Here is a 25936-nt window from a genome sequence, read left to right on the forward strand (position 1 = left end):
AGACCCGGAAATGGTGACACCCCGCGGAATGCTGGTGCGGATTCTCTACGGCTCCCGCTACGACCGGTTGCCGCACGGCCAGCGTGCTTACGTACGACCGGGTGAGCGGGTGATCCGCGAGGCGCAGTGGCGGCTGAGGCTGCGCCGTGCGCCCGTGACCTCGCTGCCCGACTACTCCGGGTCGGTGCCGCTCGGCGAGATCGAGGAGTTCCTGGCCTGCACGCTGTGCGGCGAGGAGCGCCAGCAGCCGCTGTTCGAGCCGACCGGCGGCAAGGGCTGGCGTTACCGGGTGGTGCGCTGCCCGGCCTGCGGTTTCCTCTACCGCAACCCGAACGTCCGCCCCGAGCACCTCGGCGACCTGTACGCCGGCTCCTACAGCTCCTTCCTGACCGGCAAGTACGCCGCCCAGCGCCGGCGCCGCTACGAGCTGACGATGAAGGCGTTCTCCCCCGTGTTCGAGGACGGCAAGGGCCGCAGGCTGCTCGACTTCGGCTGCGGCGCCGGGCTCTTCCTGGGCCTGGCCGAGGAGCTCGGCTTCGACGCGGTCGGCGTCGACCTCTCGCCCGACTCCGTGGAACGGGCCAACGCCACGCTCCGCACCGCCCGCGCCCACCTGGGCGACCCCGAGGACGTGCCGGAGATCGCCGCGGGCGGGTTCGACGTCATCACGCTCTGGTCGGTGCTGGCCCACCTGCCGCGCCCGCTCGACGACTTCGCGCGCTTCCGCCGGCTGCTGGCGCCGGGCGGGGTCCTGCTGGTGCTGACCGTCAACGCCAATTCCCTGCTGCTCAAGGCGTACGGCTCGCGCTGGAGCGGCTTCACCAAGAACCACCTGATGTTCTACTCCTCGGCCACGCTGCCGGTGCTGCTGCGCCGTACCGGATTCTCCGGGGTGGCCTTCGCGCCCCACTTCGGCGACGCGGTCGAGGCGGGCACCACAGCGCTGCCCGCGAAGCTACGGCGGCGGCTGGTGACGCGGATCCGGGCCAGCGACGGCGGGAACATGATGCGCGCGCTCGCCTTCGCCGACCAGGAGGCGCTGGAGCGGTGGGGCGCCGAGCAGAAGGCCCGTGAGCTCTAGCAGACCCGCACCACTATGCGGATCCTGAACATGGGCCTTCTAGGGTGTTGGCTCATGAAACAGCACATGTTCGCCGTAGCCTTCCTGGCCACGGCGCTGACCGGTTGCGGACTGACCCAGGGAGGCGGCGGAGAGGAGAAGGTGGCGGCCCCGCCGAAGACGGCCTCGGCGTCGGCCTCCGCAGGGCAGACGGCCGCGCCGCAGGGCGAGGGCATGATCGCCACCCGCCGCGTCAACGACGACCAGGCCGTGCTCAAGGTCGAGGTCACCGAGCTGCGCCGCGAGGGCAAGATGGCCACGCTGAGCTGGACGCTGACCGTGGAGAAGGGCGAGCACTGGAGCGTCGGCACCAAGATGGGCCGGCACAACACCGACTACACCGTCTCCAACGTCTCGCTCATCGACGTCCAGAACGCCAAGCGCTACCGCGCCGCCATGAGCCAGGGCCCCGAGGGGACCTGCGCCTGCACCGAGACCGACGCCACCACCGTGCAGACCGGCGGCAAGCTGTCGTTCCAGGCGACCTACGCCGCGCCGCCGCCCGAGGTCGGGAAGGTCAACATCACCCTGGGCGAGCTCGGCGGGCTGACCGATGTCCCGATCTCCTGAGCGGCTGGCCGCCGTGGCCCTCGCCGCCGCCCTGGTCCTGTACGGCGGGCCCGCCCTGGCCGAGCCCGTCCCCGCCCCGGTCGAGGACCTGGTCGCGCCCGTGGAGGACCTGCTGGCCGAGGTCGAGTCGCTGGACGGCAGCCAGAGCGAGTCGAAACGCGGGCAGACCGTCACCGTGGCGCTGACCAGCGACGTGCTGTTCGCCCTGGACAAGCACACGCTGAGCGCCAAGGCCCGGCAGCGCGTCGCGGCCGTCGCCGCCAAGATCGGCTCGGGTCCGGTGAGCGTCGAGGGCCACACCGACGACCAGGGCGCCGACGCCTACAACCTGGCCCTGTCGCAGCGACGCGCGCAAGCCGTACAGCGAGTGCTCGAGGCCGCGCTGAAAGGCCGGGGCGTCGCCTTCCAGGCGAAGGGCTTCGGCGAGACCAAGCCGAAGCTGCCCAACCAGGTCGGAGGCCAGGCGATCGAGGAAAACCGGGCCAAGAACCGGCGCGTGGAGATCATATTCAACGTCGGCGAATGAGCCAATAACGCCGAGGCTTCTTGGCAACTACTCCACTTGATCCAGCCGGTAAATGCCCTTTAGGTACCTACTGTCAACCGAGGTATGTGAAGGGAACCCTTTTATGGCTCGCAGCCGCCTCATCGGCTTAGCCGCCACCGTACTCACCCTCCCTCTCCTGATCGTCGCGGCGCCCGCGGGCGCGGCGGCGACGCCCGGGGCCGCGCCACCGGGCGACATGGTCGCCGGCGCCAAGACCAGCGCCCGGATGGTGGTGGACGGCGCCACCTACGAGATGCCGGCCACCTACACCCGGAAGGCGGCCGCCACGGCGCGGTCCGCCGCCCCCACACCGCCCGTCGGAACGGTCCGGCAGTGGTTCGCCAGCGACGACAACACCGGCTGGTACCTGAAGGACTTCACGCTGCGCGGCGTCGGGAACAAGATCGAGGTGTGGGTCGCCAACGACCTCGCCTTCCCCGCCGGCGACTGCCGCCCGGCCAGCTCCGTCACGATCACCGACGCCAACGTGGCCCGGATGATCAGCGAGTTCGACACCAACATGTATCCGAAGGAGACGGCGGCCTTCAGCACCCCGCCGGACCGCGACGGCACCGCCTCCCAGGTGCCCAGGGACTTCACCGGCGACGGCGACAACACCGTCGCGCTGGTCGACAACGTGCGCGACTCGAACTTCTACGACTTCCCCGCGAACACCACCTACACCGCGGGATTCTTCTCCGGCGCGCTCAACGAGGCCACCGACCGCAACGTCATGACGATCGACGCCTTCGACTGGGCCCACCGCACCGGGGTCAACCCGCCGGACGAGCCCACGTCCGACCCCTGCACCAGCCGCCCGGCCCGCCCCAACTCCTACGAGGGCACGTTCGCGCACGAGTGGCAGCACCTGCAGATGTACTACACGGACTCCTTCGAAGGTAACTGGATCAACGAGGGCCTGTCGGACTACGCCATGTACCTGACCGGGTACTCCGACAGCCTCAAGACCGTGCACGAGAAGGGCTGGGACAGCCACCTGATCTGCCAGCAGGGCTGGGCCACCGTGCAGACGCCCGCCAACCCCAACGTCCGCGACTGCGGCGGCCCGGAGAACTCGCTGACGCTGTGGGGCGAGGGCAACACCGGCGGCGACGTGCTGGCCGACTACGGCAACGCCTACGCCTTCATGCTCTACCTGGCCGACCGCTACGGCGCCGACATCCTCACCAGGCTCCACAACGACGCCAAGCGCGGCCTCGAGAGCGTCACCGCGCAGCTCGCCACCGAGGGACAGAACAACCTCTACCAGGTCATCCACGACTACCAGTCGATGACGCTGCTCGACGGCATCGTGGGCGAGTCCCGGCACGGCGTCGTGATCGGCGTGCCCAAGAAGCGGGTCACCGCGGCGAACCTGCGCTCCAGCGTCAACTTCGCCAACCCCGACTCCCACGCCACCCCCGGCGCGGCGCCCAACGGCGCCGACTACCTCGCCCTGCGCGACGCCGCCGGCAAGGAGCTGCGCGGGCGCGACCTGCGCTCGCTCTCCTTCGAGGGGGTACGGTCGCTGCCGCCCGCGCCGCTGCAGTGGACCGTCGTCAGCGACGACGCCGACCGCCCCGGCAACCCGGTCATCTGGTCCGGCAACCGCAACAACCTCGACGCCACGGCCGTCACCAAGGTGACCGTCCCGGCCGCCGACCCGACGCTGCGCTTCCTGGCCAAGTACGGGGCCGAGACCGGGTACGACTACGCGTACGTGATGGTGTCCACCGACGGCGGGGCCACCTACACCCCGATCGCCGGTGACAAGACGACGGAGGCGCCGCTCGGGCCCGGCCTGAACGGCACCACGACCGGCTTCGAACCGCACACCTTCGACCTGGCCGCGTACGCCGGGCAGGAGATCCTCGTCAACTTCCGCTACATCAGCGACGGCGGCGTCAACGAGGGCGGTCTCAAGCTCGACGACATCGCCGTGGGCGGCGCCGCGGTGAGCGACGGCTCCAGCCTCGACCCGTTCGACTCGGTCACCGAGGTCAGGCCGATCGCGATCGACAGCTGGAACGTCCGGCTCATCGGGTATGACGGCAAGCGGTCGGTGGCCCTGTACACGGAGGTGGACGACAAGTTCGCCTTCAGCCTCAACCGGCTACAGCTCGCGCTGCTGGCTCCGTTCCCGAAGGTGGCCGCCATCGTGGCGGTCGACGACCCGGGCGAGCAGGTCCAGCAGTACGCGCCCTACACCCTCAAGATCAACGGCGTGACCCAGCCCGGCGGCTGACCCACGCGAAAGCCCCCTTCCCTGACCGGGAAGGGGGCCGAGGGCGGATGGACGGGCTACAGACCCGGCTCCGGCGAACGCGGGAAGCCCGTCCCGGGCGGCGGCCGGTCGCCGGGGTTGCCGGGGACGTGCGGAGTTCCCGGCGTGGGCGGGATACCCGGGTCGTGCGGGTTGCCCGGCATCTGCGGATTGCCCGGCATCTGCGGGCTACCCTGCATCTGCCGTCCGCCCGGCGTCTGCTGGTCGCCCGGCGTCTGCGGGGTGTCGGTGCTGTGCGGATACGGCACGTCGCCGCGCCACGCGCCGGTCTCGTCGCCGCGTGCCTCGATGTACTCCTTGAAGCGCCGCATGTCGCCCTGGACACGCATCCGCACGAGCTGCAGCCAGTCGCCGGCGGTCTCGACGAAGCCCTCCGGGTCGTACTCCATCTGCAGCGTGACCCTGGTCGTGGTGTCGTCGAGCCGGTGAAAGGTGACGACACCGGCCTGGTGCGGCCGGTCGACGGAGCGCCAGGCGATGCGCTCGTCCGGGTGCTGCTCGGTGATCTCGGTCTCGAACTCCCGCTTGACCCCGGCGATCTCCGCCAGCCACGCGTTGCGCGTGTCGGTGAGCTGTTTGACCGACTCCACCCCTTCCATGAACTCGGGGAACGTCTCGAACTGCGTCCACTGGTTATAGGCCACCCTGACGGGGACCGTGACGTCTACTGAATACTCGATGCTGCTCATGAGCTCGCCCCTGCCCGATGGCGGCGAGCCCTAACGCCTTCAGGCCGTGACCGCGAACAGCGCGACCGTGGTGCAACTGCCGCCGATGTTGAGGGTCAGCGCGGTGCGCGCGCCCTCCACCTGGCACTCCCCCGCCCCGCCCGACACCTGCCGGGCGGCGTCGTGCAGCATGCGCACCCCGGTGGCGCCGACGGGATGGCCGAGCCCGATGAGCCCGCCCGACGGGTTGACCGGCAGCGAGCCGCCGAACTCGATCGCCCCCGACTCCACGGCCCGCCACGACTCGCCGGGCGGCGTGAGCCCGAGGTGGTCGAGCGCCACGTACTCGGTGATCGTGAAGCAGTCGTGGGTCTCGATCACGTCCACGTCGTCCGGGCCGCGCAGCCCGGCCCGCTCGTAGGTGTCGAGCACGGCGCGGCGCAGATGGGGGAAGAGGTACGACTCGCGCGTGGCCAGCTTGTCCTTGAGCAGCATCGGCGCCGTCCTGTGGCCCCAGCCGGAGATGGCCGGGCCGGGCCTGCCGTACCGGTCGGAGGCCAGGACGACGGCGGCGGCGCCGTCGGTGATGCGACCGCAGTCGTACTTGCGCAGCCGTCCCTCGACCAGCGGGTTGAGCAAGTTGTCGGCGCCGAAGCAGCCGTCGGGGAAGGTCCAGGAGCGCGCCTGGGCGAGCGGGTTGCGCAGGGCGTTGCCGTGGTTGATCTCGGCGATGCGGGCGAGGTGCTCGTGGGCGAGGCCGTAGCGGACGTCAACCTCGTCGGCGATCTCGGCGAACAGCGCCGGCCACGGGAAGTCAGCGCCCTGCCCCTCGCGGCCGGCCCAGGCCGCGCAGCCGAGGTGCTGGGCGGCCTCCTTGGCGCCGACGTTGCGCATGAGCTCGACGCCGACGACCAGCGCCACGTCGTAGCGACCGGCCTCCAGGTCGGCCATCGCGGCCAGCACCGCCATCGAGCCGGAGGCGCACGCGGCCTCGTGGCGGGAGGTGGGCAGCATGGACCAGGCCGGGTCGATGGCGGCGACCATGCCGCCGAGGTGGGCCTGGCCGGCGAACAGCTCGCCGGCCAGGTTGCCGACGTGCGCGACCTCGACCTCCCGCGCGGCCACGCCCGCCGACTCCAGCGCGCCGAGCGAGGCCTCGCGCATCATGTCGTACAGGCTGACGCCGGAGCGGGCGAAGTCGGTCTGGTAGCCGCCGAGCACGCGGATCACAGCTTCAGCTCCCTCTTGAGGATCTTGCCGACCGGGCTTCTGGGCAGCGCCTCGACGATCTCCAGCCGTTCGGGCAGCTTGTAGGAGGCGATGCCCTTGTCGCGCAGGAACGCGACGACGGACTCCAGCGAGATCTCGCCCTTGGGGACGACGACCGCGCAGACCTTCTCGCCGAGCACGTCGTCGGGATAACCGGCCACCGCGGACTCCGCCACCGCCGGGTGCCCGGCCAGCAGCCCCTCCAGCTCGGCGGGGGCGATGTTCATGCCGCCGCGGATGATGATGTCCTTGGCCCGGTCGACGTAGCGCAGGTACTGGCCGTGCTCGCCGGCGATCTCGAACAGGTCGCCGGTCCTGAGATAGCCGTCCTCGTCGAACGGCTCCGCCACCGCGGTGCCGGGCAGGTAGCCGGCGAAGACGGTGGGGCCGCTGAGCCGCAGCTCGCCAGGGACTCCGGGCTCGGTGATCTCCCGGCCGTCGGGGGTGACGAGCTTGGTGCTGACCCGGTCCAGCAGCACGGGCGCCCCGGGTGCGCCCGGGCGGGGGAAGTAGCGGGCGCGGGTCTCGGGGTCGGGCATGTGGGCGGGGTCCGACAGCAGCGCGACGCCCTCGTTGGAGCCGAAGAAGTTGATGATCGCGATGCCGTGTTTCTCCTGCCAGCCGCGGACCATCGGCGGCGGCAGCGGCGCGGAGCCGGAGCCGATCCTGGTCAGCGAGGAGATGTCGGCCCTGGCGAGGATCGCCTCCTGGTGCAGCAGCAGGGTGAGCAGCGCGGGCGGGGCCAGGGTGTAGGTGACACGTTCGGCGGCGATCTGGGCCAGGTAGGTGGGCAGGTCGAAGGGGTGGTGCTGCACCAGCACGGCGCCGGAGCGCAGCCAGGGCAGGAAGACGCCGCCGATGCCGGCCATGTTGACCATGGGGAACGGGTTGAGTATCACGTCGCCGGCGGTGAGGGCGGGCGCGGCCGTACAGACGGACTCGACCGCGAGCCAGTCGTAGTGGCAGCGCGGCACGCCCTTGGGGGTGGCCTCGGTGCCGGAGGTCCAGCAGATCGTCACCTGTTCGGCCGGGGCGGCCGTGCGCGGCGGCGGCGCGGGAGCGTCGGCGCCTTCGAGGTCGGCGGGCCACGACAGCGTGGGGGTGCCGGCGGGGGCGCGCGAGTCCCGGCCGGTGACGAGCAGGGCCGCGCCGGACAGCGGGAGGAGCTGGGCCAGCTCGTATTCGCGGTACTGGACGGGGAACGGCGTGACGCTCGCGCCGAGCCGGACGACGGCGAGGAAGGTGACCGCCAGCTCGACGCTGTTGGGCAGCTGGACGGCCACCACGTCGCCGGGGCCGACGCCGCGGGCGTGCAGGACGCCGGCGACCCTGTCGACGTCCGCCTCGAGCTCGGCCCAGGTCAGGCGCTTGATCGGGCCGTCGAGATGGGTGGTCTTGTCGAGCGGGTCCACGATCGCGAGCACGCCGGGGCGGGCCGCCACGTGGACGCGGAGGAGCTGGTCAATGGTGTCTTCTGTCCACCAGCCCGCGGCGACGTAGCGGGCGATCCGGTCGGCGGAATGCGTCATCGCGACTCCCCAGGGGTGTGATGGCCGCAACACTACGAAAGCAGAAGTCAGGTCGTCAACGGTCGGATATTGACGGCTGACTTCGTCTATCGTAGCTTCCAATCATGGCCGAAACTGTCGTGATCACGGACGAGTCAGGCGAGCGGAACCCGTACCTGCTGGGCTTGTACGCGCCGGTCCAGGAAGAGTTCACCAGCGGCGAGCTGACGGTGATCGGGCGCATCCCCGCCGACCTCAACGGCGTCTACCTGCGCAACGGGCCCAACGCCCGCTTCCCCGTGAAGGGCCGCTACCACTGGTTCGACGGGGACGGCATGGTGCACGCCGTGCATTTCGAGAACGGCACCGCCCGCTACCGCAACCGCTGGATCCGCACCCGGGCCTTCGAGGCGGAGTCCGCCGCCGGGCAGGCGCTCTGGACCGGCGTGATGGAGAACCCGAAGGGCAACCCGTTCGGGAACGCGCGCGGGCTGCCGTTCAAGGACACGGCCAACACCGACGTGATCTTCCACCGGGGGCGGGTGCTGGCCTCCTGGTATCTGTGCGGCTCGCCGTACAGTGTGGATCCGCTGTCGCTGGAGACGCTGGGGGCCGACACCTTCCTCGACACGCTCAACGGCGACTTCATGGCGCATCCCAAGGTGGACGAGCGGACCGGGGAGCTGTTCTGGTTCGACTACGGGCCGCGGCCGCCGTACCTGCGCTATGGGGTCGTCGGCGCGTCGGGGCAGGTCGAGCACTGTGTGGAGCTGGACCTGCCGGGGGCGCGGCTGCCGCACGACATGGCCATCACCCAGAACCACGCGATCCTCATGGACCTGCCGCTCTACCAGGACCTCGACGCCGCGCGGCAGGGCCGCTACAAGCTCACCTTCAACCGCGAGCTGCCCTCGCGCTTCGGGGTGATCCCGCGGCGGGGGCAGGCGCATGAGATCCGGTGGTTCGAGGCGAAACCCTGCTACATCTACCACGTCGTCAACGCGTGGGAGGAAAACGAGGAAATCGTCATGGACGTCTGCCGGGTCTCGCGGCCCGCGCCGTCCGGGAACGGCTCCGCGCTGTCGCGGATGATCGCCTACCTCAAGCTCGACGCGCGCATGTACCGCTACCGCTTCGACCTGCGCACCGGCGCCACCTCCGAGCACTACGTGGACGCCGACCACAACACCGAGTTCCCCTCGATCGACGCGCGCGCCACCGGCCTGCCCAGCCGCTACGCCTACAACGTCTCGGTGGCCGACGCCGCGACCAACCTGTTCGACGGCCTGGTCCGCTACGACAACGCCACCGGCGCCAAGGAGACCTACACCTACGGCCCCGGCGTCTACGGCAGCGAGGCCCCCTTCGCCCCGCGCGACGGCTCGACCGGCGAGGACGACGGGTACCTGATCACCTTCGTCACCGACGAGCGCGAAGGCCGCTCCGAGGTGCAGATCCTGGCCGCCTCGCGGATCTCCGAGGGGCCGCTGGCCCGTGTGCTGCTGCCGCGGCGGGTGCCGCTCGGCTTCCACGCCACCTGGGTGCGGGCGGACCAGCTGCGATGACCGTCTACCTCTACGACTGCGTCAGGACCCCGCGCGGCAAGGCCCGCCCCGGCGGCGGACTCGCCGGCATCACGCCGCTGGCCATGCTCGAAGGGCTGCTCGGGGCGCTCGGCGGGCGTACCGGGATCACCAGGGCCGACGACCTGATCGTCGGCTGCGCCACCCAGAACGCCGAGCAGGGCGGCAACCTCGCCCGCACCGCCGCCCTGACCACCGGTTTCGACTCGCCCGGCATGACGCTCAACCGCTACTGCACCTCCGGCATCGACGCCGTGCGCACCGCCGCCGCCCTCGTCGCCTCGGGCGGCGCCCAGGTGGTGGTCGCGGGCGGGGTGGAGTCGGTCTCGCGGGTGCCGATGTTCTCCGACCGCGGGCCGCTGTGGTCGCTGCCGGTCGGATCCCTGCACATGGGCGTCGCGGCCGACGTGGTCGCCACCCTGGAGGGCTTCTCGCGCGAGGAGCTCGACCGGTACGGCCTGCGTACCCAGACCCTGGCCGCCGAGGCGTGGGCAGGCGGCCGCTACGACCGGTTCCTGGTCCCGGTGAACGACCTCGGCCACGACGAGCATGTACGGCCCGGCCTCACCCAGGCCGCCCTGTCCGCGCTCGAACCCGCCTTCGCCGCCTCCCCCGACCAGGACGCCATAGCCCTCGCCCACCTGCCCGAAGTCGGCCGGATCCGCCACCTCCACACCCGCGGCACCTCGCCCAGCCTGTGCGACGCCGCCGGGCTCGTGCTCATCGGGACCGGCCTGGACCTGGAGCCGCTGGCCAGAGTCGCCGGGAGCGCCACCGCGGTCGGCGACCCCGTCACGATGCTCACGGCCGGGCAGGCGGCGGTCGAGAAGGTGCTCGCCCAGGCCGGGCTGAGCGCCGACGACGTGGAGGTCTTCGAGTTCGCCGAGGCCTTCGCCGCGTTGTGCCTGAAGTTCCAGCGCGACCTCAAGGTCGGCGACGACCGCTTCAACGTCAACGGCGGCACCATCGCGATGGGCCACGCCTTCGGCGCCACCGGGGCGCTGCTGGTGGCCGCCTGCGTCGCCGAACTGCACCGGCGGGGCGCGCGGTACGGGGTGGCCGCGGTCAGCGGCGCCGCCGGGTCCGGGTCGGCCGTGCTGCTGGAGCGGGTATGAGCGGTCTGCTCAGCGTCTCGCTCGGGTTGTGGCAGGACCGGCCGGCCGAGGAGGCGCTGGCCACCGCGCGGGCGGCCGACGCCCTCGGGTACCCGTCGCTGTGGGTCGGCGAGATGGCCACCTACGACGCCTTCGCACTGGCCACGGCGATCGGGCTGGCCACCGGGCGGATCGGGCTGACGGTCGGGCCGCTGGCGGTGACCGTACGGGACCCGATGACGATCGCCATGGGCGCCGCCTCCGTTGCCGCGCTCACCGGCCGGCAGGTGGACGTCGCCCTGGGCACTTCAAGCCCGCTCGTCGTCGAGGGCTGGCACGGCCGCTCCCGCGCCCGCTCGGCCGTCGCGCTGCGGGAGTCGGTCGAGGCTCTGCGCCCCCTGCTGGACGGCGAACGGTCGGCGTTCACCGGCGAGTCGCTGTCCAGCAACGGCTACCGGCTGCGGCTGCCCGCGCCCCGCTCGCGGCTGACGGTGGCGGCGTTCGGGCCGTCGGCGGTACGCACGGCCGCCCGCGCCGACCGGATGGTGCTCAACCTGATCACTCCCGCGTCGGCCGGACGGCTGGCCGCCCAGGTACGCGCCCTGAACCCCGGGATCTCGGTGGCCGCCTGGGTGAGCGCCGCCGTGGACCCCGACCGCGAGGCCGTGGACCGCATCCGCCGGGCCGTCGTCGGCTACCTCCCCGCGCCCGGCTACGGCGAGATGTTCGCCGAGGCCGGGTTCGCGGACGTGGTCGCCTACGCACGCACCGGCCCGCACCCCCGCGACCTGCTGGCCGCGGTACCGGACGACCTCGTCGCCTCGGTGTCGCTGCTGGGCGACGCGGACACGGTGACCACGCGCCTGTCGGCCTACGCGGAGGCGGGGGTGGACGAGGTGGCGCTGGTGCCGGTCAGCACCGACCGCGACCCCGCCGGCACCACCACCCTCAAAACCCTCGCCCCCCACATCCCAGGCCCATGACCTTTTGGCCGTTGAGGCCATCCCGCTCGTGAAGGCCTCAGCTGGTCGGGCCACCCTGCTCCGGGCCGTCGTCCGTCGGCTTGCCGGACGCAGGACCGTCGTCCGTCGGCTTGCCGGACGCAGGATCGTCGTCCGTCGGCTTGTCCGGTGTTGGGCCGTCGGGTGCGGTGCGGCGGCGGGAGCCGGCGAACCACATGCCCGCACCCAGCGCCACCAGCACGGCGGCCACCACCCAGATCCAGCCCGGCAACCCCTGGCCCTCCTGGGTCGCGGCCGCCGCCTGCCCCGGATCGACGGGCTGCGCGGAAGCGCTCTCCACGGGCGGCGGCGGAGCGGCTGACGTGGCCTCAGCAGGGGTGGCGGGGGTGGACGAGGGGGACGTCTCGGGGGTGGGTGGGGCGGTCACGGTGAAGGGGATCTCTCCAAGGATCGGGTGCCCGTCGGAGGAGACCACCCGCCAGCCGATCACGTAGCGCCCGGCGGCCAGCGCCTCTGGCACCTCGGTGGTGACGGTCTTGCCGTCGGCGGCGGGCTTGCTCAGCGGAATGAGCTTGTCATCGCTGTCCCGCAGCACCACGACCGGCATACGAACCTTGGCGGTGAACTCCAGCTCGATCTCCTCAAGCGACTTCACCTTGGCGTTCTTGCCGGGCGAGCTGGACTTGAGCGCGTCGTGGGCAAGAGCGGCGGTTGGCAGAAAAATGATCACAAGACCGCAGATGACCGCGGTCAGGATGGAACGCGGCAGCTTCGCCATCGTCTGAGACTCCATGGAAACGACCCGGCCCGCGAAGGCCGGGGACACCGGAATGGACGCCTGTGGCGCCGGCGCACCTCAGCCGGCGCGCGACGGGGCAGGCGGTCCGCGCCGGTGCACCACCGCGGCGAGCTCACGTCGCCCGCGGGGTTCCGGTTCGCCTTCCGGTACGGCCGGCCGTACCGGAGAAGGCAGGAGCACCGGAGCGGCGGCCAGCAGCCGAGGCAGGCGAGGCGACGGCGCGGACCACAGGCGCAAAAGGGTCCACACGGAGCTTTCGCCGCGATACAGCCACCACCCGGTCAGCAGCGCGACCGTGAGGTGGGCCACGATCATGCCGGGGCGCGGATGCCCGTGATCGGGCACGACGACGTGCGCCGACGTCTGCGCGAACAGCAGGTGCAGCAGCATCTGCGTCCCCGCGGTGGCGGCCAGGACGCCTTCGCGGCCGCGCTCGCGCCCGCCGAGCACCAGGGCGAGCGACAGGGAGGCGGCGGCCCCGAGGGCGAGCGCCCACGGCGCGATGGCGCCGCCTCCGGCCAGCAGGTGTCCTCCCGCGGAGACCACGACGCACGCCATGCCGAACACGGCGGCGCGGATCAGGCGCAGGCTCGGATCCCGAGGGGACACATCCGCCATAGTGTCAGCCGCGCCTGCCCGCGAGAACCCGGCCGAGCACGATGTCGAGCAGCAGGAACGCGCACAGCGAGATGCCCAGCAGCGGCAGGAAGTACCCCACGCCCGCTGCCACCAGGGCAACCACCACCAGAACCGCCCGGTGCACGCCGCGCCAGCCGCCGCGCGGGTAGCCGCCGAGGTTCGGGCGGCGCGACCACCACATGCGGTAGCCGAGCACGATCATGGTGATGACGCCCGCCGCGAGCAGCATCAGCACGATCTGGTTGGCCAGCCCGAAGAGCAGGCCCTGGTGCCCGTCGATGCCCCACCGGGTGAGCTTGGCGGCGAGGGGGAAGTCGGCGAAGCGCAGTTCGGCGCGCACCTGGCCGGTGGCGGGATCGACGGCCACCTGGTCCAGCCGTTGCGGCCAGGTCTTGTCGGACTCCTTGACCAGGTACGGCTCGCCGGGCTTCTCCGGCCAGACGATCTCCAGCGGCCCGGACAGCCCCCGGCTCGCCGCGGCCGCCGTGACCCGGTCGGGACCGACGTCGCCGCCGCCGTGCCGGTGCCCGCCTCCGGCGGAGGGGGCGTGGGCGCCGTGCTCGCCGCCGGTGGCGATGGACGGCGTGGTCCAGCCGAGCGTGGTGCGGAGCCGGTCGACGTTGTCACCGGCGTACTTCGACCAGGTCAGACCCGTCGCCGCCAGGAACACCAGGCCCACCACCGCCCACAGCCCGATCGAGCCGTGCCAGGACAGGACCCGCCGCCGGCCGGTGGCGCCGCGCTCCGGTGTGGTCAGGCGGCGCAGGCGGGTGCCCTTGCGCCGCTTGCGGCCGATCCACAGCAGCAGTCCGCCGAGCGCGACCACCCAGAGCCAGCTGGCCGCGAGCTCGCTGTAGAGGCGGCCGGGCTCGCCCAGGTGCAGGTTGCGGTGGAGGTGGGAGATCCAGGCGCGCACCGGCAGCGCGCCGGAGCTGCCGTAGCTCTCCAGCGAGCCGCGTACCTGGGCGGTGGACGGGTCCACGAAGACCGCGAGCTGGGTGCTCTCCGGCAAGCCGGGCACGTCCAGCAGGACGCGGGTGGTCGCGCCCGGCTCGGCGGCGGGCCGTACCGCGGTGACCGGGGCCTTGGGGTGGGCGGCGCGGGCGGCGGCGACCTGGCGTTCCAGGGGCAGGCTCGGGCCGCCGGGCGGCGCGGTCAGCTCGTGCGCGTAGACGACCTTCTCGATCTGGTACGACGCCGCGTACAGCAGGCCGGTGGTGGCCGCGACCAGGAGGAACGGGGCGATGAGGAGCCCGGCGTAGAAGTGCAGGCGCAGCACGAGCGGGCGCAGCGCGGGCCAGTTCGCCGATCGCGCGGGGGGCGGATCGGCGCTCGCGGTCCGCTCGATGACGTCGGTGGAGGAGCTCATGGTGGTTATCTCCGTTCGGCCGGTGGCGCGCACAGCGAGGTACGCGCGATCCGGTCAGGGGGTTCGGACGCGGCCCCGATCGACGACGAGGACACGCGCGGAGGCCGCGGCTGCCAGAGCGCACGGCCTTACACCCGGGCGGGGATGCCCGGGATCAGTGAACGGAGAGGGTGAGCGGCGGTCCGCGCCGGGAGACGATCGTGACGAAGGGCGCACGAGGGGCGAACGTGCCCTCGTCCTCGACCGGTGCCAGCCCGGCGGAGCCGGTCTCCGGCGTGGCGGTCAGCAGGACGAACAGCCGGGCCCACAGGCCGCCGACGGACGCGACCGCGAGATGGGCCAGCAGGGCCAGCGCGCACTCACCGCGCTCAAGCCACCAGGCGGAGATCAGGGCAACGACGGCGTGCACGAGGAGCATGCCCAGGCCGTTGCCGACCCCGTCGCCGTGCCCGTGCGCGGCCACCTGGGCGGCCACGGGCTCGGCACCGGCGGTGAACAGGTGGTGCATGCCGTACTGCGCGGCGAAACTAATGACCAGCAGGAGTTCCCTGCCACGCTGACGCCGCCCGAGCAGATAGGCACCGGCCCAGGTCAGCGCAAGAGCGAGACCCAGCGTGACAGGCCGTACCTGTGCGCCTCCGGCCAGTATGTGCAGCGTGAGCGAGGCCAGCACGCAGGCCACCGCGAACACGGTGGCGCGCAAAGCGCGCAGAACGGGCCGGCCGACATGCACCCGCACATGATGACACAGCCCGCCTCAGGCGGTCCCGGCCAGCGGCAGCCGCCGCTCGGGGATCACGAAGTGCACCTCGGTACGGCTCAGCGCCACCCCACAAGACCCGCACCTCAGAAACGGCACAAACGCCCGCCCACACTCCCGATGAGTGAAAGCCAGATCGGTGTCCGGCGGCCCCTCGTACCACTTCTGCGCCCACTCGACCAGAAACGCGAAGATCCCGAAGAAGCCAAGCCCCTTACCGGTCAGCCGATAAAGCGGCCGCGCCCCAGGCCCCTCCACATCCAGCACCCCCAGCTCGGTGAACCGCCGCAACCGACTGGACAACACCGACGGCGCCACCCCCAGCTCAGCCTGGAAGTCCGCGAACCGCCGCACCCCCAGAAAGGCCGCGGCCAGCACCACCGTGCTCCACCGATCCCCGAGCAGCTCGAACGTCTCCGGCAAATACGACAGCGCGTCGTCCTCCCCCGCGCGCACGATCCTTCTGTGGTGCCGCGGCACCGTCACCTGGGCGAACGTCGCCGCCCCCCGCGAAGTCTCGGTGTCACGCGCCCCCACCGGCGCAGCCAGGCACCCCGAACACCCCAGCTCGACGTCGGTACGGCTCCCGCATACATCATGCGCCAGCTCCGGCAAGCCGTGCCGCCGAGGCACCCACCGCCGCTCCCACGACCAGATCTCCACCAGCACCGGCCACAGCTCGATGGCCCGCTCGGTCAGCAGATACTCGGTCCGCGTCCGCCCCTGCTCCCGATAGGGCACCGGCCTGAGCAGATCGCCCGCCACCATCTCCTTGAGCCGGTTGGACAACACCGACTCCGACATGCCGAGCTCGTCCCGCCAGTCGGCGAAGCGGCGCAGGCGCAGCAGGAAGGCGCGCTGCAGGATGAGCATCGTCCACTGGTCGCTGATCGCCAGCAGCGCCTGCCCGATCGCGCTGGGCCGCTCCGCTTCCATCCACCCGCTCCGCTTCACATCGTTCGCCGCGCAAACCTACCGCTCAGCCGCCACCGGCGTTCCCCACCCAGCATGCCAGCCCACCCACCACCGCATGCACCGCGTGCGTTGGGGGTTAGGAGGGGGTGTTGGGGTTGGGGGAGTCGTGGACGTGGCCGGTGGCGGTGAAGGTGAGGTGGCGGTCGAAGTCGGCGGCGAACCACCGGTCGTGGGTGACGGCCAGTACGGTCCCCTCGTAGGCCGACAGCCCGCGCTGCAACGCCTCCGCGCTGGCCAGATCAAGGTTGTCCGTGGGCTCGTCCAGCAACAGCAGCGTCGCTCCGGACAGCTCCAGCAGCAGGATCTGGAGCCGTGCCTGCTGCCCGCCCGAGAGGGTCTCGAAGTGCTGGCCGCCCGCCGGGGCCAGTTCGTAGCGGGCCAGCGCGGCCATCGCGTCGTTGCGCTCCAGGCCGTAGGTCGCGATGATCAGCTCGGCGATCGGGCGGCCGTGCAGGTCGGGGCGGAGGTGGGTCTGGGCGAACCACCCTGGCCGCACCCGGGCGCCCCAATCGAACGTCCCGGTGTGGGCGATCGGCTCCCCGGCCAGCAGCCGGAGGAAGTGCGACTTGCCGGTGCCGTTGAGGCCGAGGATGCCGATGCGCTCGCCGTACCAGATCTCGGTGCTGAAGGCGCGCACGAGGCCGGGCAGGGCGAGGTCGCGCACGGTGAGCGCGCGTTTGCCGGTGCGTCCGCCGCGCAGGCGCATGCGGATGTTCTGCTCCTTCGGGGGGCGTTCCGGCGGGCCGGCCTCCTCGTAGCGGGTGAGGCGGGTCATGGCGGCCTGGTAGGCGCCGGCGAGCGCGTCGTTGTGGGTGGCGCGCTGGCGCAGGGTGTGGACGGCGCCGCGCAACCTGGCGCGTTCTTCCTCCCAGCGGCGGCGGCGCTCGTCGAGGCGGGCGGCGCGGTCGCGGCGGGCCTGGGGGTAGCCGGTGTAGCCGCCGCCGTGTACCCACACGCCGCGCGCCTCGACGGTGATGATCCGGTCGGCGACCTCGGCCAGCAGCCTGCGGTCGTGCGAGACGAGCAGGACGGTCTTGGGTGAGGCGCGTAGCTCGTCCTCCAGCCACTGCTTGCCGGGCAGGTCGAGGTAGTTGTCGGGTTCGTCCAGGAGCAGCACGCCGTCGGGGCCGCGTAGCAGCGCGTGCAGCATCAGGCGCTTCTGCTCGCCGCCGGAGAGCGTGCGCACGTCCCGCTCCCGCGCCGACAGGTACGGCAGGCCGAACGCGGCCGTCGTGCACACGTCCCAGACGACCTCCAGCTCGTAGCCTCCGGCGTCGGCGTGGTCGCTGAGCGCCTGGGCGTAGGCGAGCTGGCTCTTCTCGTCGTCGCCCAGGGCGGCCTCGGTCCTGCGCACCGACGCGACGGCGGTGCGGAGAGCCGGGGGCGCGACCGACAGCAGCAGGTCCCCGACGCTCCCCGCGTCGAGGAACTGACGCATCACCCCGATCCCGCCGGTAGAGCGCACCCGCCCGGCCGAGGGCCGCAGCTCGCCGGCGATCAGCCGCAGCAGCGTGGTCTTCCCGCCGCCGTTGGGGCCGGCCAGGGCGGCCTTGACGCCCTCGCCGACCTTGAACGACACCTCGTTGAGCAGCAGGCGCCCGTCGGGCAGCACGTAGGTCAGGTCGTCGACCTCGATATGGCTCACCGTTCTATTACTAGACCATCGATCTGGTTCGCGTACACCGTATTATCGGCCGGGTGAGCGACGAGAACGTGTGGCTGCGCCCCCGCAAACCCGCCCGCCAGGTGCTGACCATCGAGCGGATCGTGGCCGAGGCCCTCGCCCTGCTCGACGAGGAGGGCATCGACCGGCTGACCATGCGGCGGCTGGCCGAGCGGCTCGGCACCGGGTCGACCACGCTGTACTGGCACGTGAAGACCAAGGACGACGTGCTCGACCTGGCGCTCGACGCGGTGTTCGGCGAGGCCGAACTGCCCTCGGGCGGCGACTGGCGGGCGCGGGCCGAGGGGCTGTGCTCGGCCTGGCGGGCGGCGATGCTGCGCCACCCGTGGTCGATCACGCTGCTCGACCGGCCCATGATGGGGCCGAACGCGCTCGGCCGTACCGACTTCCTCTACCGCACGCTGGAGGAGGCCGGGCTGCCCGACGTGCGGGCGGCCGCGCACAGCCTGTCCACGTTCGTGATCGGCTCGGTCACCCTCCAGGCCCACGACAGCGCCGCCGACCTGACCGAGCACCTGCGTCCGTATCCCACGCTGGCCGCGCACGGCCTGGCCCACGACTGGGCGGCCACCTTCGCCCGCGGCCTCGGCTACCTGCTGGACGGCATGAGCGTGATCGCCCCCGTCGGGCAGCCGGAGACCGCGCGCCGCACCTGCGGGCCGTCGGACTGAGCGAGCAGGACGATCCGGCCGTCGTCGGGGTCCTGGTCGAAGACCTCGGGCGCCCACGCCGCGCACTGGCCGGCGGCCGCGCACCGCTCCCGGTCCACGACGATCACCACGTGACCTCCAGCCGGTTCACGCCGTACACGAGCATCCCCTCGCGCGTCGGCACCTCCTCCGGCGGTACGGCCAGCCGCAACCCGGGCAGGCGGCGCAGCAGCGCGGGGAAGGCGATCTCCAGCTCGATCCGGGCGAGGTTCTGCCCGAGGCACTGGTGCGGGCCGAAGCCGAAGGCCAGGTGGTGGGTGCGCGGCCGGGTGAGGTCCAGGACGTCGGGGTTCTCGCACAGCGACGGGTCCCGGTTGGCCGCGGCCAGCGAGACGGTGAGGAAGTCGCCTTCCGGGATCGTCCGCCCGTCCAGTTCGAGGTCCTGCGAGGCGCGCCGGAACAGGAGGGTGTCGACGACCGACAGGTAGCGCAGCATCTCATCCGCCGCGGTCTTGGCGGCCTCGGGCTCGTCGCGCAGCAGCGCGAGCTGGTCGGGCCGCTGGAGCAGCAGCAGCGTGCCGAGGCCCAGCACGCTGGCGCTGGTCTCGTGGCCGGCGATCAGCAGCAGCACGGCGACCCCGGCCACCTCCTCGTCGCTCAGGTCGGTGCCGGTGAGCAGGTCGTCGAGCAGCCCCTCCCCAGGCCGGGCCCGCTTCGCGGCGATGAGCTCCATGAGGAAGACGCCGAAGTCCTCCAGCGCCGCCGTGGCCGTCTCGCTGTCGAGGTTGATGTCGAGCAGCCGGACGCTGGCGATCTGGAAGGTCTCGCGCTCGGAGTACGGCACGCCGAGCAGCTCGCAGATCACCAGCGTCGGCACCGGCAGCGCGAAGTGCTCGACCAGGTCCACCGGCCTGGGCTGCTTCTCCACGTGGTCGAGCTGGTCGGCGATGATCTGCTCGATCCTGGGCCGCAGCCTGTTCATCCGCTGGAGGGTGAACCGGCCGGTGAGCATGCGGCGCACCCTGGTGTGCTCGGGCGGGTCCATCTGGACGAACATCCCCGGCGGCGGCGGGGCCTTGTACAACGGAATGCCCTGCTGGCCGCCCTCCACCTCGGAGCTGAAGCGGGTGTCGCCGAACAGCTTGCGGACCAGGTCGTGGGTGGTGGCGTACCAGATCTCGTCGCCGGTGCTGAGCCGCACCTTGCCGAGGGCCTCGTCGGCGGCACCGTCCGGCGGGCTGAATGGGCAGGAGCGCGTCATCGGAATCTGTCTCATGCCTCAACGGTGGGCGGCGGGGCTGACCGCGCCCGCACGCGGCGCTGACATGAGCACGACGATCTCCTCGCGATCCATCCCGGCGCCCCGCCGGTGGGCCCGCCGGAACGCGGCGTCGCCGAGCACGCGCCTGGTCTCCGCCTCGACGCCGGCGGCGTCGGTGCCCGGCAGGCCGCGCAGCGTGCCGGCCGCGCCGAGCAGCGTCGCGGCCCGCTCCCCTGCCCCGGCGGCCAGCGCCAGCGCGGCCATGCCCTCGACCGCGCCGGCGGCGGCCGGCACGTCGAGCGTGCGCAGGAGGATGTCGAACGCCTCGCGGAAGAGCCCCTCGTCGCCGGTGACCTGCCCCAGCCCGATGAGGACGCGGGCGCGCAGCTCCTCCTCCCCCACCCAGAGCGTCTGCCCGCAGCCGGCCAGCGCCCCCCGGTAGAGCTCGGCGGCCCGCCCGCCGTCGCCTTCGAGCCTGGCCACCTCGGCCTGGACGTACGTGGCCGCGGCCATCGCCTCCGGCCCCTTCCTCGACCGGGCCAGCACGACCGCACGCTCCAGGTCGGCCTTGGCGCCGTCCAGGTCGCCCGCCCTGGCCTTGACCGCGCCCCGCTGGGCCAGCACGAACACGGTGTCCTCCGCCGCCCCGAAGACCGAGGTCAGCGCCATGGCCTCCTCGGTCAGGGCCAGCTCGCGGGCGTGCTCGCCGCGCCAGCCGGCGATCTCGGCCATCTGCAGCAGCACCTGCGCCGCGCCCCAGCCGTCGCCGGCCAGCCGGAAGGCGGTGAGCGCGCTGCTCAGGTGCTCGGTGGCCTGGTTCACCTGGTTGCCGCCGCCCAGCCGTACCTGTGCCAGGACCAGGTGGGCGAAGCCGCGCGACCAAGGCTGCGAGCTCGTGGCGGCGGTCAGGAGCGAGGGCACGATCGCGCCGTAGTCGTTCTCGGCGACGGCCAGGTAGGGGCGCACCATCTGGATCAGCGGGTACTCGGGCACCGGCCCCAGCTGCTCGGCCAGGCGTTCGGCCCGCTCCAACAGTGGGCGGATGCGGGCGCGCGGGCCGGACTCCGAGGCCACCTGCAGCACGGACATCACGTAGTGGGCGCCGCACTCCTCCGCTCCCGGCAGCGCGAGCGCGGCGGCGGTGAGCCGGGAGGCCTCCTGCCCGAGCCCCCGCTGCCACCAGTAGAGCCACAGCCCGGCGGTGATCCGCAGCGCCGTCGCGGGCCGCCCGGCCGCGATCGCCCAGCGCAGCGCCGCGTGCAGGTTGTCGTGCTCGGCCGCCAGCTCGGCCATCGTGCCCGCCTGCCGGTGATTGCGCAGGTACGGCTCCGTCCGCACGGCCATGTCGGCGAAGTACTCGGCATGGGCCTCGCTGATGACGTGGGCCTCGTCCGCTTCGAGGTGCTCGGCGCAGTAGGCGCGTACGGTCTCCAGCATCCGGTAGCGCCCGTGATCGGGCTGGACGAGCGACTTGTCCACCAGGGCCGCTAGCAGGCCGGGCGTGGCGCCGCAGACGTCCTCCGCCGCCTTGAGCGTGGCCCCCGACGGGAACGCCGACAGCCGCGCGGCCAGCCGCTGCTCGTCGGCCGACAGCAGCTCCCAGCTCCACGCCACCACGGCCCGCAGCGTGCGGTGGCGCGCCTGGCCGCCGCGCAGCCCGGAGCCGAGCAGGTCGAGACGGCCGCCGAGCCGCTCCTCCAGCCGCTCGGCCAGGTCGTCGGCCGACAGCGCGCGCAGCCGGGCGGCGGCCAGCTCGATCGCCAGCGGCAGGCCGTCGAGGGCGCGGCAGATCCGCACGACCGCTCCGGTGGCGGCGAAGTGCGGGTCGGCGGCCCGCGCGCGGTCCATGAGCAGGCTCACCGCGGGGCTGTCCAGCGCCTCGGCCAGCGCGGCGCCCTCGGCGGGCAGGGCGAGCGGGCGCAGCGGCAGGCTGACCTCGCCGTCGAGGCCGAGCGGCTCGCGGCTGGTGGCCAGCACGCGTACGCCGGGCGCCCCGGCCAGCACCCGGTCGGCCAGGGCGGCGGCCTCGTCGATCAGGTGCTCGCAGTTGTCCAGCACGAGCAGGAGCGACTCTCCCGCCAGGATCGCGACCGGGTCGCCGCCGGGTGTGAAGGCGCCGCCGAGGGCGCCCAGCACGGCCTGCCGTACCCCTGCCGCCGGGGCGAGTTCGACGAAGCAGACGCGCTCCCCGAGCGGCCCGCTCACCGCCTCGGCCGCCAGCCGGGTCTTGCCCGAGCCGCCGGGGCCGACGAGCGTCACCAGCCGGTGCTCGCGCAGCAGGACGCGCAGGTCCGCCAGCTCGCGTTCGCGGCCGACGAAGCTGCTCACCTGGCGGCGCGGGCCCGGCATGGCCATCAGCGGGCGCTGGGCGTGCTCGCCGCGCAGCACCGAGACATGCAGCGCTCTGAGCTCCGGCGACGGGCTGGTGCCGAGCTCCTCGGCCAGCTGGCGGCGGTAGTCCTCGTAGCACTCCAGCGCCTCGACCTGCCTGCCCGTCGCGGCCAGCGTGCGGATCAGCAGCTCGCGCGGGCGCTCGCGCAGCGGGCCGGCGGCGACCAGGCCGCGCAGCTCCCCGACCAGGCGGGCGGGCTCGGCCTTCAGCGCGAGCTCGGCCTCGATCCGGTTCTCCAGCGCCTCGGCGCGCAGGCCCGCCAGCCGCTCGCGGTGGCCGTCCAGGCCCGGCAGCCCGGCCAGCGCCTCGCCGCGCCACAGCGCGAGCGCCTCGCCCAGCAACCGCACCGCCTCAGGTGTACGGCCGGCCCGCCGCCCCTCGGTGGCCAGGCGGGCGAAGCGGTGGACGTCCACGTCGTCGGGGTCCACGCTGACCCGGTAGCCGGGCCCGACCCGCTCGACCGGGACGAACTTCCGCAGGCGGGAGATCTGCGACTGCAGGGCGTTGGGCGCGGCCCCGTCGCCGCCGTAGACGACCTCGCGCAGCCGCTCGGCGGAGACCGGCCGCCCGGGTTCCAGCAGGAGCGCCGCGAGCAGCGCCCGCAGGCCGTCCCCGTTGACCTGCTCGCCGGCCACTTCGGTCGGGCCCAGGATGCGGTAGCGCATACTCCGATTCTGTCCGCTGGCGCGCTCCGGTGAGGGACTACCCGGCGGCGAACGTGATGATCTCCGGGGCGGCCTCGGTCAGCGGCTCGCGGTTCCAGCCGCCGTACTGGGCCTCGACCTCCAGCCCCGCCTCCTCCAGAAACCCGGCGAGCTCGGCCACGCCGAGGAAGCGCAGGGTGCTCCAGCTGACCTCGGGGCCCGCCCATCCCGGGCTGGTGTAGGTCTGGGTGAAGGTGACGCGCTCGGCCGTGACCTGCTTCACCTCCACGTCCACGCGCACCGGCGTGCCGGAGGCGTCGGTGATCGCGGAGCCGGTCCAGCGTTCCCAGTCGCGGGCGAGCACCCATTCCACGCCCGCGCGCCGCCTGGCGACGCCGAGCATGGCGTCGGCGGGGTCGAGGCCGGTCAGGCGGCCGGCGTGGCCGGCGTCCCTGGCGGCGATGAGCAGTTCGCCGGTGCCGCAGCCGACGTCCAGCACCGATCCGGCCTCCATCACCAGCGGGAGGTAGAAGGCGAAGTCGGGACGTCCCGCGCAGAGGGTGTCGTAGAGCTCGGCCAGCCGGGGCTCGGTGTAGAGGCGGTCAGCCATTCGCGATCCTCCGGTAGCGAATCATCGGCCCCAGCAGGCCGGGAACCGTCTCGAACGGCGTCATCCCGAGGCGTTCCACCACCGCTATGGAGGCGGTGTTGCCCTCGTCCACCTCGGCCAGGACCTCCGGCAGGCCGGCCGGGCCCAGGGCGTGCTCGACCACCGCGCGGGCCGCCTCCGTGGCGTAGCCGTACCCCCAGAAGGGCGGTGACAGGCTGTAGGTGACCTCAACGCCGACGTCCTCCAGCGGCCGGAGCCCCGCGGTGCCGGCGAGTGCGCCGGTGGCGCGCTCGCGGACCAGCCACAGACCACAGACGGGGTCGCGCTCGCTGTCGGCGATCGCCCCGGCCACCCGCTCGGCGGTGAGGACCTCGCCGTCGAACAGGAAGCGCCGCACGTCCGGGTCGGTCCAGTGCGCGAGCAGGTCGGCGAGGTCGGCTGCGGCGACCGGCCGGAGTTCGAGCCGGTCGGTCGTCAGAACGTGCTGCATCCGGCAAAGACTACGAGGTGTATCCCGCCCAGCGCGCGACGGTTTCCGCGTATACGCCGGGCGCCTCCAGCGGGAAGGCGTGCCCGGCGTCCGGGATGGTGTGCTGCGTCCAGTCGGGGCGGCGGACGGTCATGTCCTCGCGGGCGCCGTCGATGACGATGTTGTCCGTCTCGCCCCACAGGATCAGGGTGGGGGCGCTCACCCGGGACAGGGCCGCGCGGACGGGCTCGGGGTCGGCGAAGATCGCCCGCATGACCGAGGTCATCGCGGTGACGGCGTCGCCCAGCCTGGCCGGGTCCGCCGCGCGCAGTTCGTCGCCGATCAGCGCGGTCATCTCCGGCGACAGGCGGCTCAGGTCGCCGCCGACCAGCTTTTCGCCGCCGGTCAGCGTGCCGTGGTCGGCGTACGTCCTGATCTTCATCTCCAGGAGCGGACGCGCGCCTGCGCGCAGCACCGTGCGGGCCAGCGGCTGCGCGGCCGACAGGCACGCGCGGCCGATCGTGCGCCACCACCGCGCCTCCTCCTCCGGCAGCCGGGCGGGCAGGGCCGGGGCGGCGAGCACCAGGCGGCCCACCCGTTCCGGCGCCAGGTCGGCGAACATCGCCGCCACCAGCCCGCCCATCGACCAGCCGTGAACGGTCGCCTTCTCCAGGCCGAGCGTGCCGGTGAAGGCGCGCAGGAAGCGGACGTTCGGCGCCAGCCTGGCCGCGCGCGGATGCGGCATCTCGGTATGGCCGAACAGCGTTCCGGGCAGGTCGGGCACGTAGACGGGGCCGAAGGCGGCCAGGTGCGGGATGAGGTCCATCCACAGCGTCGCGCTGCCGCCCAGCGGATGGACCAGCAGGTGCGCGGGGCCGTCGTGCTCGGATCCGGCCCGGAGATAGTGGACGGCGGCGCCGTGGACGTCGACCGTCTCGCTGCGGATGCCCGCCCAGCGGGCGCTGACCGTACCCCAGTCGGAGTGGCGCATGTTTCCCAGTATTAAGTGATGCGCTCGGTTCTGGGCGCGGCGACGAGAACATAGTCCTTCGTGCACAGCGCCATCGAGCGATCCAGCCGCGCGGCGTTGAAATAGATCTCCGGTACGGCCAGCAGCGCCGGATCCACGACCAGCTCCAGGTCCGGACGGTAGGAGAAGGGCAGCACGGTGCCGCTCACGCTCCCGGCCAGCTCCTCGGCCCGTTCCTTGTCGGCGAAGGCCACGTACGTGCCTCCGTACAGTGCCTTGACCGCCTGGAGATCGAGCTTGGCGTCGCCCGGGACGACGGCCAGCACGAAGCGCTTCTCCTTCTTGCCGATCTTCACCATGACGATCAGGCACTTGGCCGCGTGGCTCACCTCGTTGCCGCGCATCTCGCTGACCAGCTCCGTGCGCCCCTCCGGAGCGTGGTCGATCAGGCGGTAGCCCGCCCCGGCGGCGTCGAGGTCGGCGATCAGGCGGTCATACAGGGAGGACGTCATCCGCGAACCCTACTCCCACGTCCAGAGCGGCACCTCCCTGATCGGGTGCAGGTCGGCGTCGGTCTTGGCGTGGGAGTTCTGCTGGGCCACGCGGGCGCCGAAGTCGGCGTGCGACTGGACGGCGGCGCGGAAGCGCTCGTCGGCGAGCAGCCCGGCCTCCTCGAAGGCCTCCATGTAGAGCGTGACGAACCGTTCGCGCTGCTCGTCGGTGATCTCGAGGTCGCGGTGGACGCGGATGATGTGGTCGAAGCCGAGCTCTTCGGTGAAATGGCCGGGGCCGCCGAAGGACTCGGCGGTGAACCAGGTCAGGTGGTCCACGTGGTGCGGGCGACGCTCGGTGAACAGGGTCTTCAGCACCGGGTCGGCCAGGACCTTGTCGTAGAAGGAGGCTTCGACGCGGTGCAGTGCCTCGTCGCCGCCGGCGTGCTCGTAGAGAGTGGCCATGGTTCGCCATTACAGATCACGGCCACCGGACTGTCCAGATGTATGCTGATGTGGCGCGACAGGGCGCATCCGGTCCGCGGGAAGGGCGAAGCCCACCTGGTCACGGTGTGTTGTTAGGCCTGACCTCTTTTCCGGTCTGATCATGCGGACGTC

25 protein-coding genes are annotated in these 25936 nt (G+C 72.5%); 8 read left to right on the plus strand and 17 right to left on the minus strand.

The annotated features are described in order from the left end of the window. Positions 1–10 precede the first annotated feature (10 nt). The 4 genes from HNR40_RS17330 (at position 11) to HNR40_RS17345 (ending at position 4482) form a co-directional block, all read left to right on the plus strand. Complete coding sequence (locus HNR40_RS17330) at positions 11–1081, plus strand: class I SAM-dependent methyltransferase (protein ID WP_221340485.1); 1071 nt, start codon at positions 11–13, stop codon at positions 1079–1081. Between the two features lie 54 nt (positions 1082–1135). Beyond that, positions 1136–1690 (plus strand): hypothetical protein, encoded by a 555-nt coding sequence (locus tag HNR40_RS17335; protein ID WP_184962380.1) that lies wholly within the window; start codon positions 1136–1138, stop codon positions 1688–1690. Further along, positions 1674–2216 carry an OmpA family protein gene (locus HNR40_RS17340; protein WP_184962382.1) on the plus strand — a complete coding sequence of 181 codons (543 nt, stop codon included), beginning with the start codon at positions 1674–1676 and terminating at the stop codon, positions 2214–2216. Before HNR40_RS17335 ends, HNR40_RS17340 begins: the two co-directional genes overlap by 17 nt. 103 nt (positions 2217–2319) lie before the next feature. After that, the gene (locus HNR40_RS17345; RefSeq protein ID WP_184962384.1) at positions 2320–4482 is read left to right on the plus strand and encodes a choice-of-anchor J domain-containing protein; all 2163 of its coding nucleotides are present in this window, start codon (positions 2320–2322) and stop codon (positions 4480–4482) included. Between the two features lie 56 nt (positions 4483–4538). On the opposite strand, the gene HNR40_RS17350 is transcribed toward HNR40_RS17345, so the two are convergent. The 3 genes from HNR40_RS17350 to HNR40_RS17360 are packed head-to-tail and all read right to left on the minus strand — an operon-like array spanning position 4539 to position 7987. After that, entirely contained in the window at positions 4539–5210 is a 672-nt protein-coding gene (locus tag HNR40_RS17350) for an SRPBCC family protein (RefSeq protein ID WP_184962386.1), read from the minus strand. Positions 5211–5249: 39 nt separating this feature from the next. After that, positions 5250–6419 carry an acetyl-CoA acetyltransferase gene (locus HNR40_RS17355; protein ID WP_184962388.1) on the minus strand — a complete coding sequence of 390 codons (1170 nt, stop codon included), beginning with the start codon at positions 6417–6419 and terminating at the stop codon, positions 5250–5252. Next, positions 6416–7987 carry a class I adenylate-forming enzyme family protein gene (locus tag HNR40_RS17360; protein ID WP_184962390.1) on the minus strand — a complete coding sequence of 524 codons (1572 nt, stop codon included), beginning with the start codon at positions 7985–7987 and terminating at the stop codon, positions 6416–6418. The genes HNR40_RS17355 and HNR40_RS17360 overlap by 4 nt, the downstream gene beginning before the upstream one ends. A 104-nt stretch (positions 7988–8091) precedes the next feature. Here HNR40_RS17360 and HNR40_RS17365 point away from each other — a divergent pair, with 104 nt between their 5' ends. From HNR40_RS17365 to HNR40_RS17375, 3 genes are read left to right on the plus strand one after another with little or no spacing between them, the layout of a single operon-like run. Further along, the gene (locus tag HNR40_RS17365) at positions 8092–9531 is read left to right on the plus strand and encodes a carotenoid oxygenase family protein (RefSeq protein ID WP_184962392.1); all 1440 of its coding nucleotides are present in this window, start codon (positions 8092–8094) and stop codon (positions 9529–9531) included. Then, positions 9528–10664 carry an acetyl-CoA C-acyltransferase gene (locus tag HNR40_RS17370; protein ID WP_184962394.1) on the plus strand — a complete coding sequence of 379 codons (1137 nt, stop codon included), beginning with the start codon at positions 9528–9530 and terminating at the stop codon, positions 10662–10664. The genes HNR40_RS17365 and HNR40_RS17370 overlap by 4 nt, the downstream gene beginning before the upstream one ends. Continuing rightward, positions 10661–11626 carry an LLM class F420-dependent oxidoreductase gene (locus HNR40_RS17375; RefSeq protein WP_184962396.1) on the plus strand — a complete coding sequence of 322 codons (966 nt, stop codon included), beginning with the start codon at positions 10661–10663 and terminating at the stop codon, positions 11624–11626. Before HNR40_RS17370 ends, HNR40_RS17375 begins: the two co-directional genes overlap by 4 nt. 37 nt (positions 11627–11663) lie before the next feature. Here the strand turns inward: HNR40_RS17375 and HNR40_RS17380 are convergent, their stop codons facing one another. The 6 genes from HNR40_RS17380 to HNR40_RS17405 all read right to left on the minus strand — a co-directional run bounded on the left by HNR40_RS17380 (position 11664) and on the right by HNR40_RS17405 (position 17792). Next, positions 11664–12383, minus strand: coding sequence for a copper resistance CopC family protein (locus HNR40_RS17380; protein ID WP_184962398.1), 720 nt, complete (start codon positions 12381–12383; stop codon positions 11664–11666). 78 nt (positions 12384–12461) lie between these two features. Then, a complete protein-coding gene (locus tag HNR40_RS17385) occupies positions 12462–13013 on the minus strand; it encodes an MFS transporter (protein ID WP_184962400.1) in 552 nt (183 codons plus the stop codon). Positions 13014–13026: 13 nt separating this feature from the next. Beyond that, the gene (locus HNR40_RS17390) at positions 13027–14412 is read right to left on the minus strand and encodes a PepSY-associated TM helix domain-containing protein (RefSeq protein ID WP_184962402.1); all 1386 of its coding nucleotides are present in this window, start codon (positions 14410–14412) and stop codon (positions 13027–13029) included. A 154-nt stretch (positions 14413–14566) separates the two neighbouring features. Next, positions 14567–15145, minus strand: a complete 579-nt coding sequence (locus tag HNR40_RS17395; RefSeq protein WP_184962404.1) for a hypothetical protein — start codon at positions 15143–15145, stop codon at positions 14567–14569. A gap of 24 nt (positions 15146–15169) precedes the next feature. Next, positions 15170–16108 (minus strand): winged helix-turn-helix transcriptional regulator, encoded by a 939-nt coding sequence (locus HNR40_RS17400; protein ID WP_184962406.1) that lies wholly within the window; start codon positions 16106–16108, stop codon positions 15170–15172. Positions 16109–16223: 115 nt separating this feature from the next. After that, positions 16224–17792: an ABC-F family ATP-binding cassette domain-containing protein gene (locus HNR40_RS17405; protein WP_184962408.1), complete on the minus strand. Its 1569-nt coding sequence runs from the start codon at positions 17790–17792 to the stop codon at positions 16224–16226. Between the two features lie 53 nt (positions 17793–17845). Between HNR40_RS17405 and HNR40_RS17410 the strand changes: the two genes are divergently transcribed. Continuing rightward, the gene (locus HNR40_RS17410) at positions 17846–18502 is read left to right on the plus strand and encodes a TetR/AcrR family transcriptional regulator (RefSeq protein WP_312896394.1); all 657 of its coding nucleotides are present in this window, start codon (positions 17846–17848) and stop codon (positions 18500–18502) included. Here HNR40_RS17410 and HNR40_RS57215 read toward each other — a convergent pair. The 8 genes from HNR40_RS57215 to HNR40_RS17450 are packed head-to-tail and all read right to left on the minus strand — an operon-like array spanning position 18421 to position 25783. Continuing rightward, complete coding sequence (locus HNR40_RS57215) at positions 18421–18612, minus strand: ferredoxin (protein WP_184962410.1); 192 nt, start codon at positions 18610–18612, stop codon at positions 18421–18423. The two genes, HNR40_RS17410 and HNR40_RS57215, sit on opposite strands and share 82 nt — an antisense overlap. Then, a complete protein-coding gene (locus HNR40_RS17420) occupies positions 18606–19757 on the minus strand; it encodes a cytochrome P450 (protein WP_184962412.1) in 1152 nt (383 codons plus the stop codon). The genes HNR40_RS57215 and HNR40_RS17420 overlap by 7 nt, the downstream gene beginning before the upstream one ends. 3 nt (positions 19758–19760) lie before the next feature. Beyond that, the gene (locus tag HNR40_RS17425; RefSeq protein WP_184962414.1) at positions 19761–22799 is read right to left on the minus strand and encodes an AfsR/SARP family transcriptional regulator; all 3039 of its coding nucleotides are present in this window, start codon (positions 22797–22799) and stop codon (positions 19761–19763) included. A 37-nt stretch (positions 22800–22836) separates the two neighbouring features. Continuing rightward, complete coding sequence (locus tag HNR40_RS17430; RefSeq protein ID WP_184962416.1) at positions 22837–23388, minus strand: class I SAM-dependent methyltransferase; 552 nt, start codon at positions 23386–23388, stop codon at positions 22837–22839. After that, entirely contained in the window at positions 23381–23878 is a 498-nt protein-coding gene (locus HNR40_RS17435) for a GNAT family N-acetyltransferase (RefSeq protein ID WP_184962418.1), read from the minus strand. Before HNR40_RS17435 ends, HNR40_RS17430 begins: the two co-directional genes overlap by 8 nt. Before the next feature lie 10 nt (positions 23879–23888). Continuing rightward, complete coding sequence (locus tag HNR40_RS17440) at positions 23889–24848, minus strand: alpha/beta fold hydrolase (RefSeq protein WP_184962420.1); 960 nt, start codon at positions 24846–24848, stop codon at positions 23889–23891. An 11-nt stretch (positions 24849–24859) separates the two neighbouring features. Continuing rightward, complete coding sequence (locus HNR40_RS17445; RefSeq protein ID WP_184962422.1) at positions 24860–25339, minus strand: YbaK/EbsC family protein; 480 nt, start codon at positions 25337–25339, stop codon at positions 24860–24862. 9 nt (positions 25340–25348) lie between these two features. Continuing rightward, entirely contained in the window at positions 25349–25783 is a 435-nt protein-coding gene (locus HNR40_RS17450; protein ID WP_184962424.1) for a globin domain-containing protein, read from the minus strand. Between the last annotated feature and the right edge of the window lie 153 nt (positions 25784–25936).

It is taken from the genome of Nonomuraea endophytica, from assembly GCF_014203235.1.
Lineage (GTDB): Bacteria > Actinomycetota > Actinomycetes > Streptosporangiales > Streptosporangiaceae > Nonomuraea > Nonomuraea endophytica.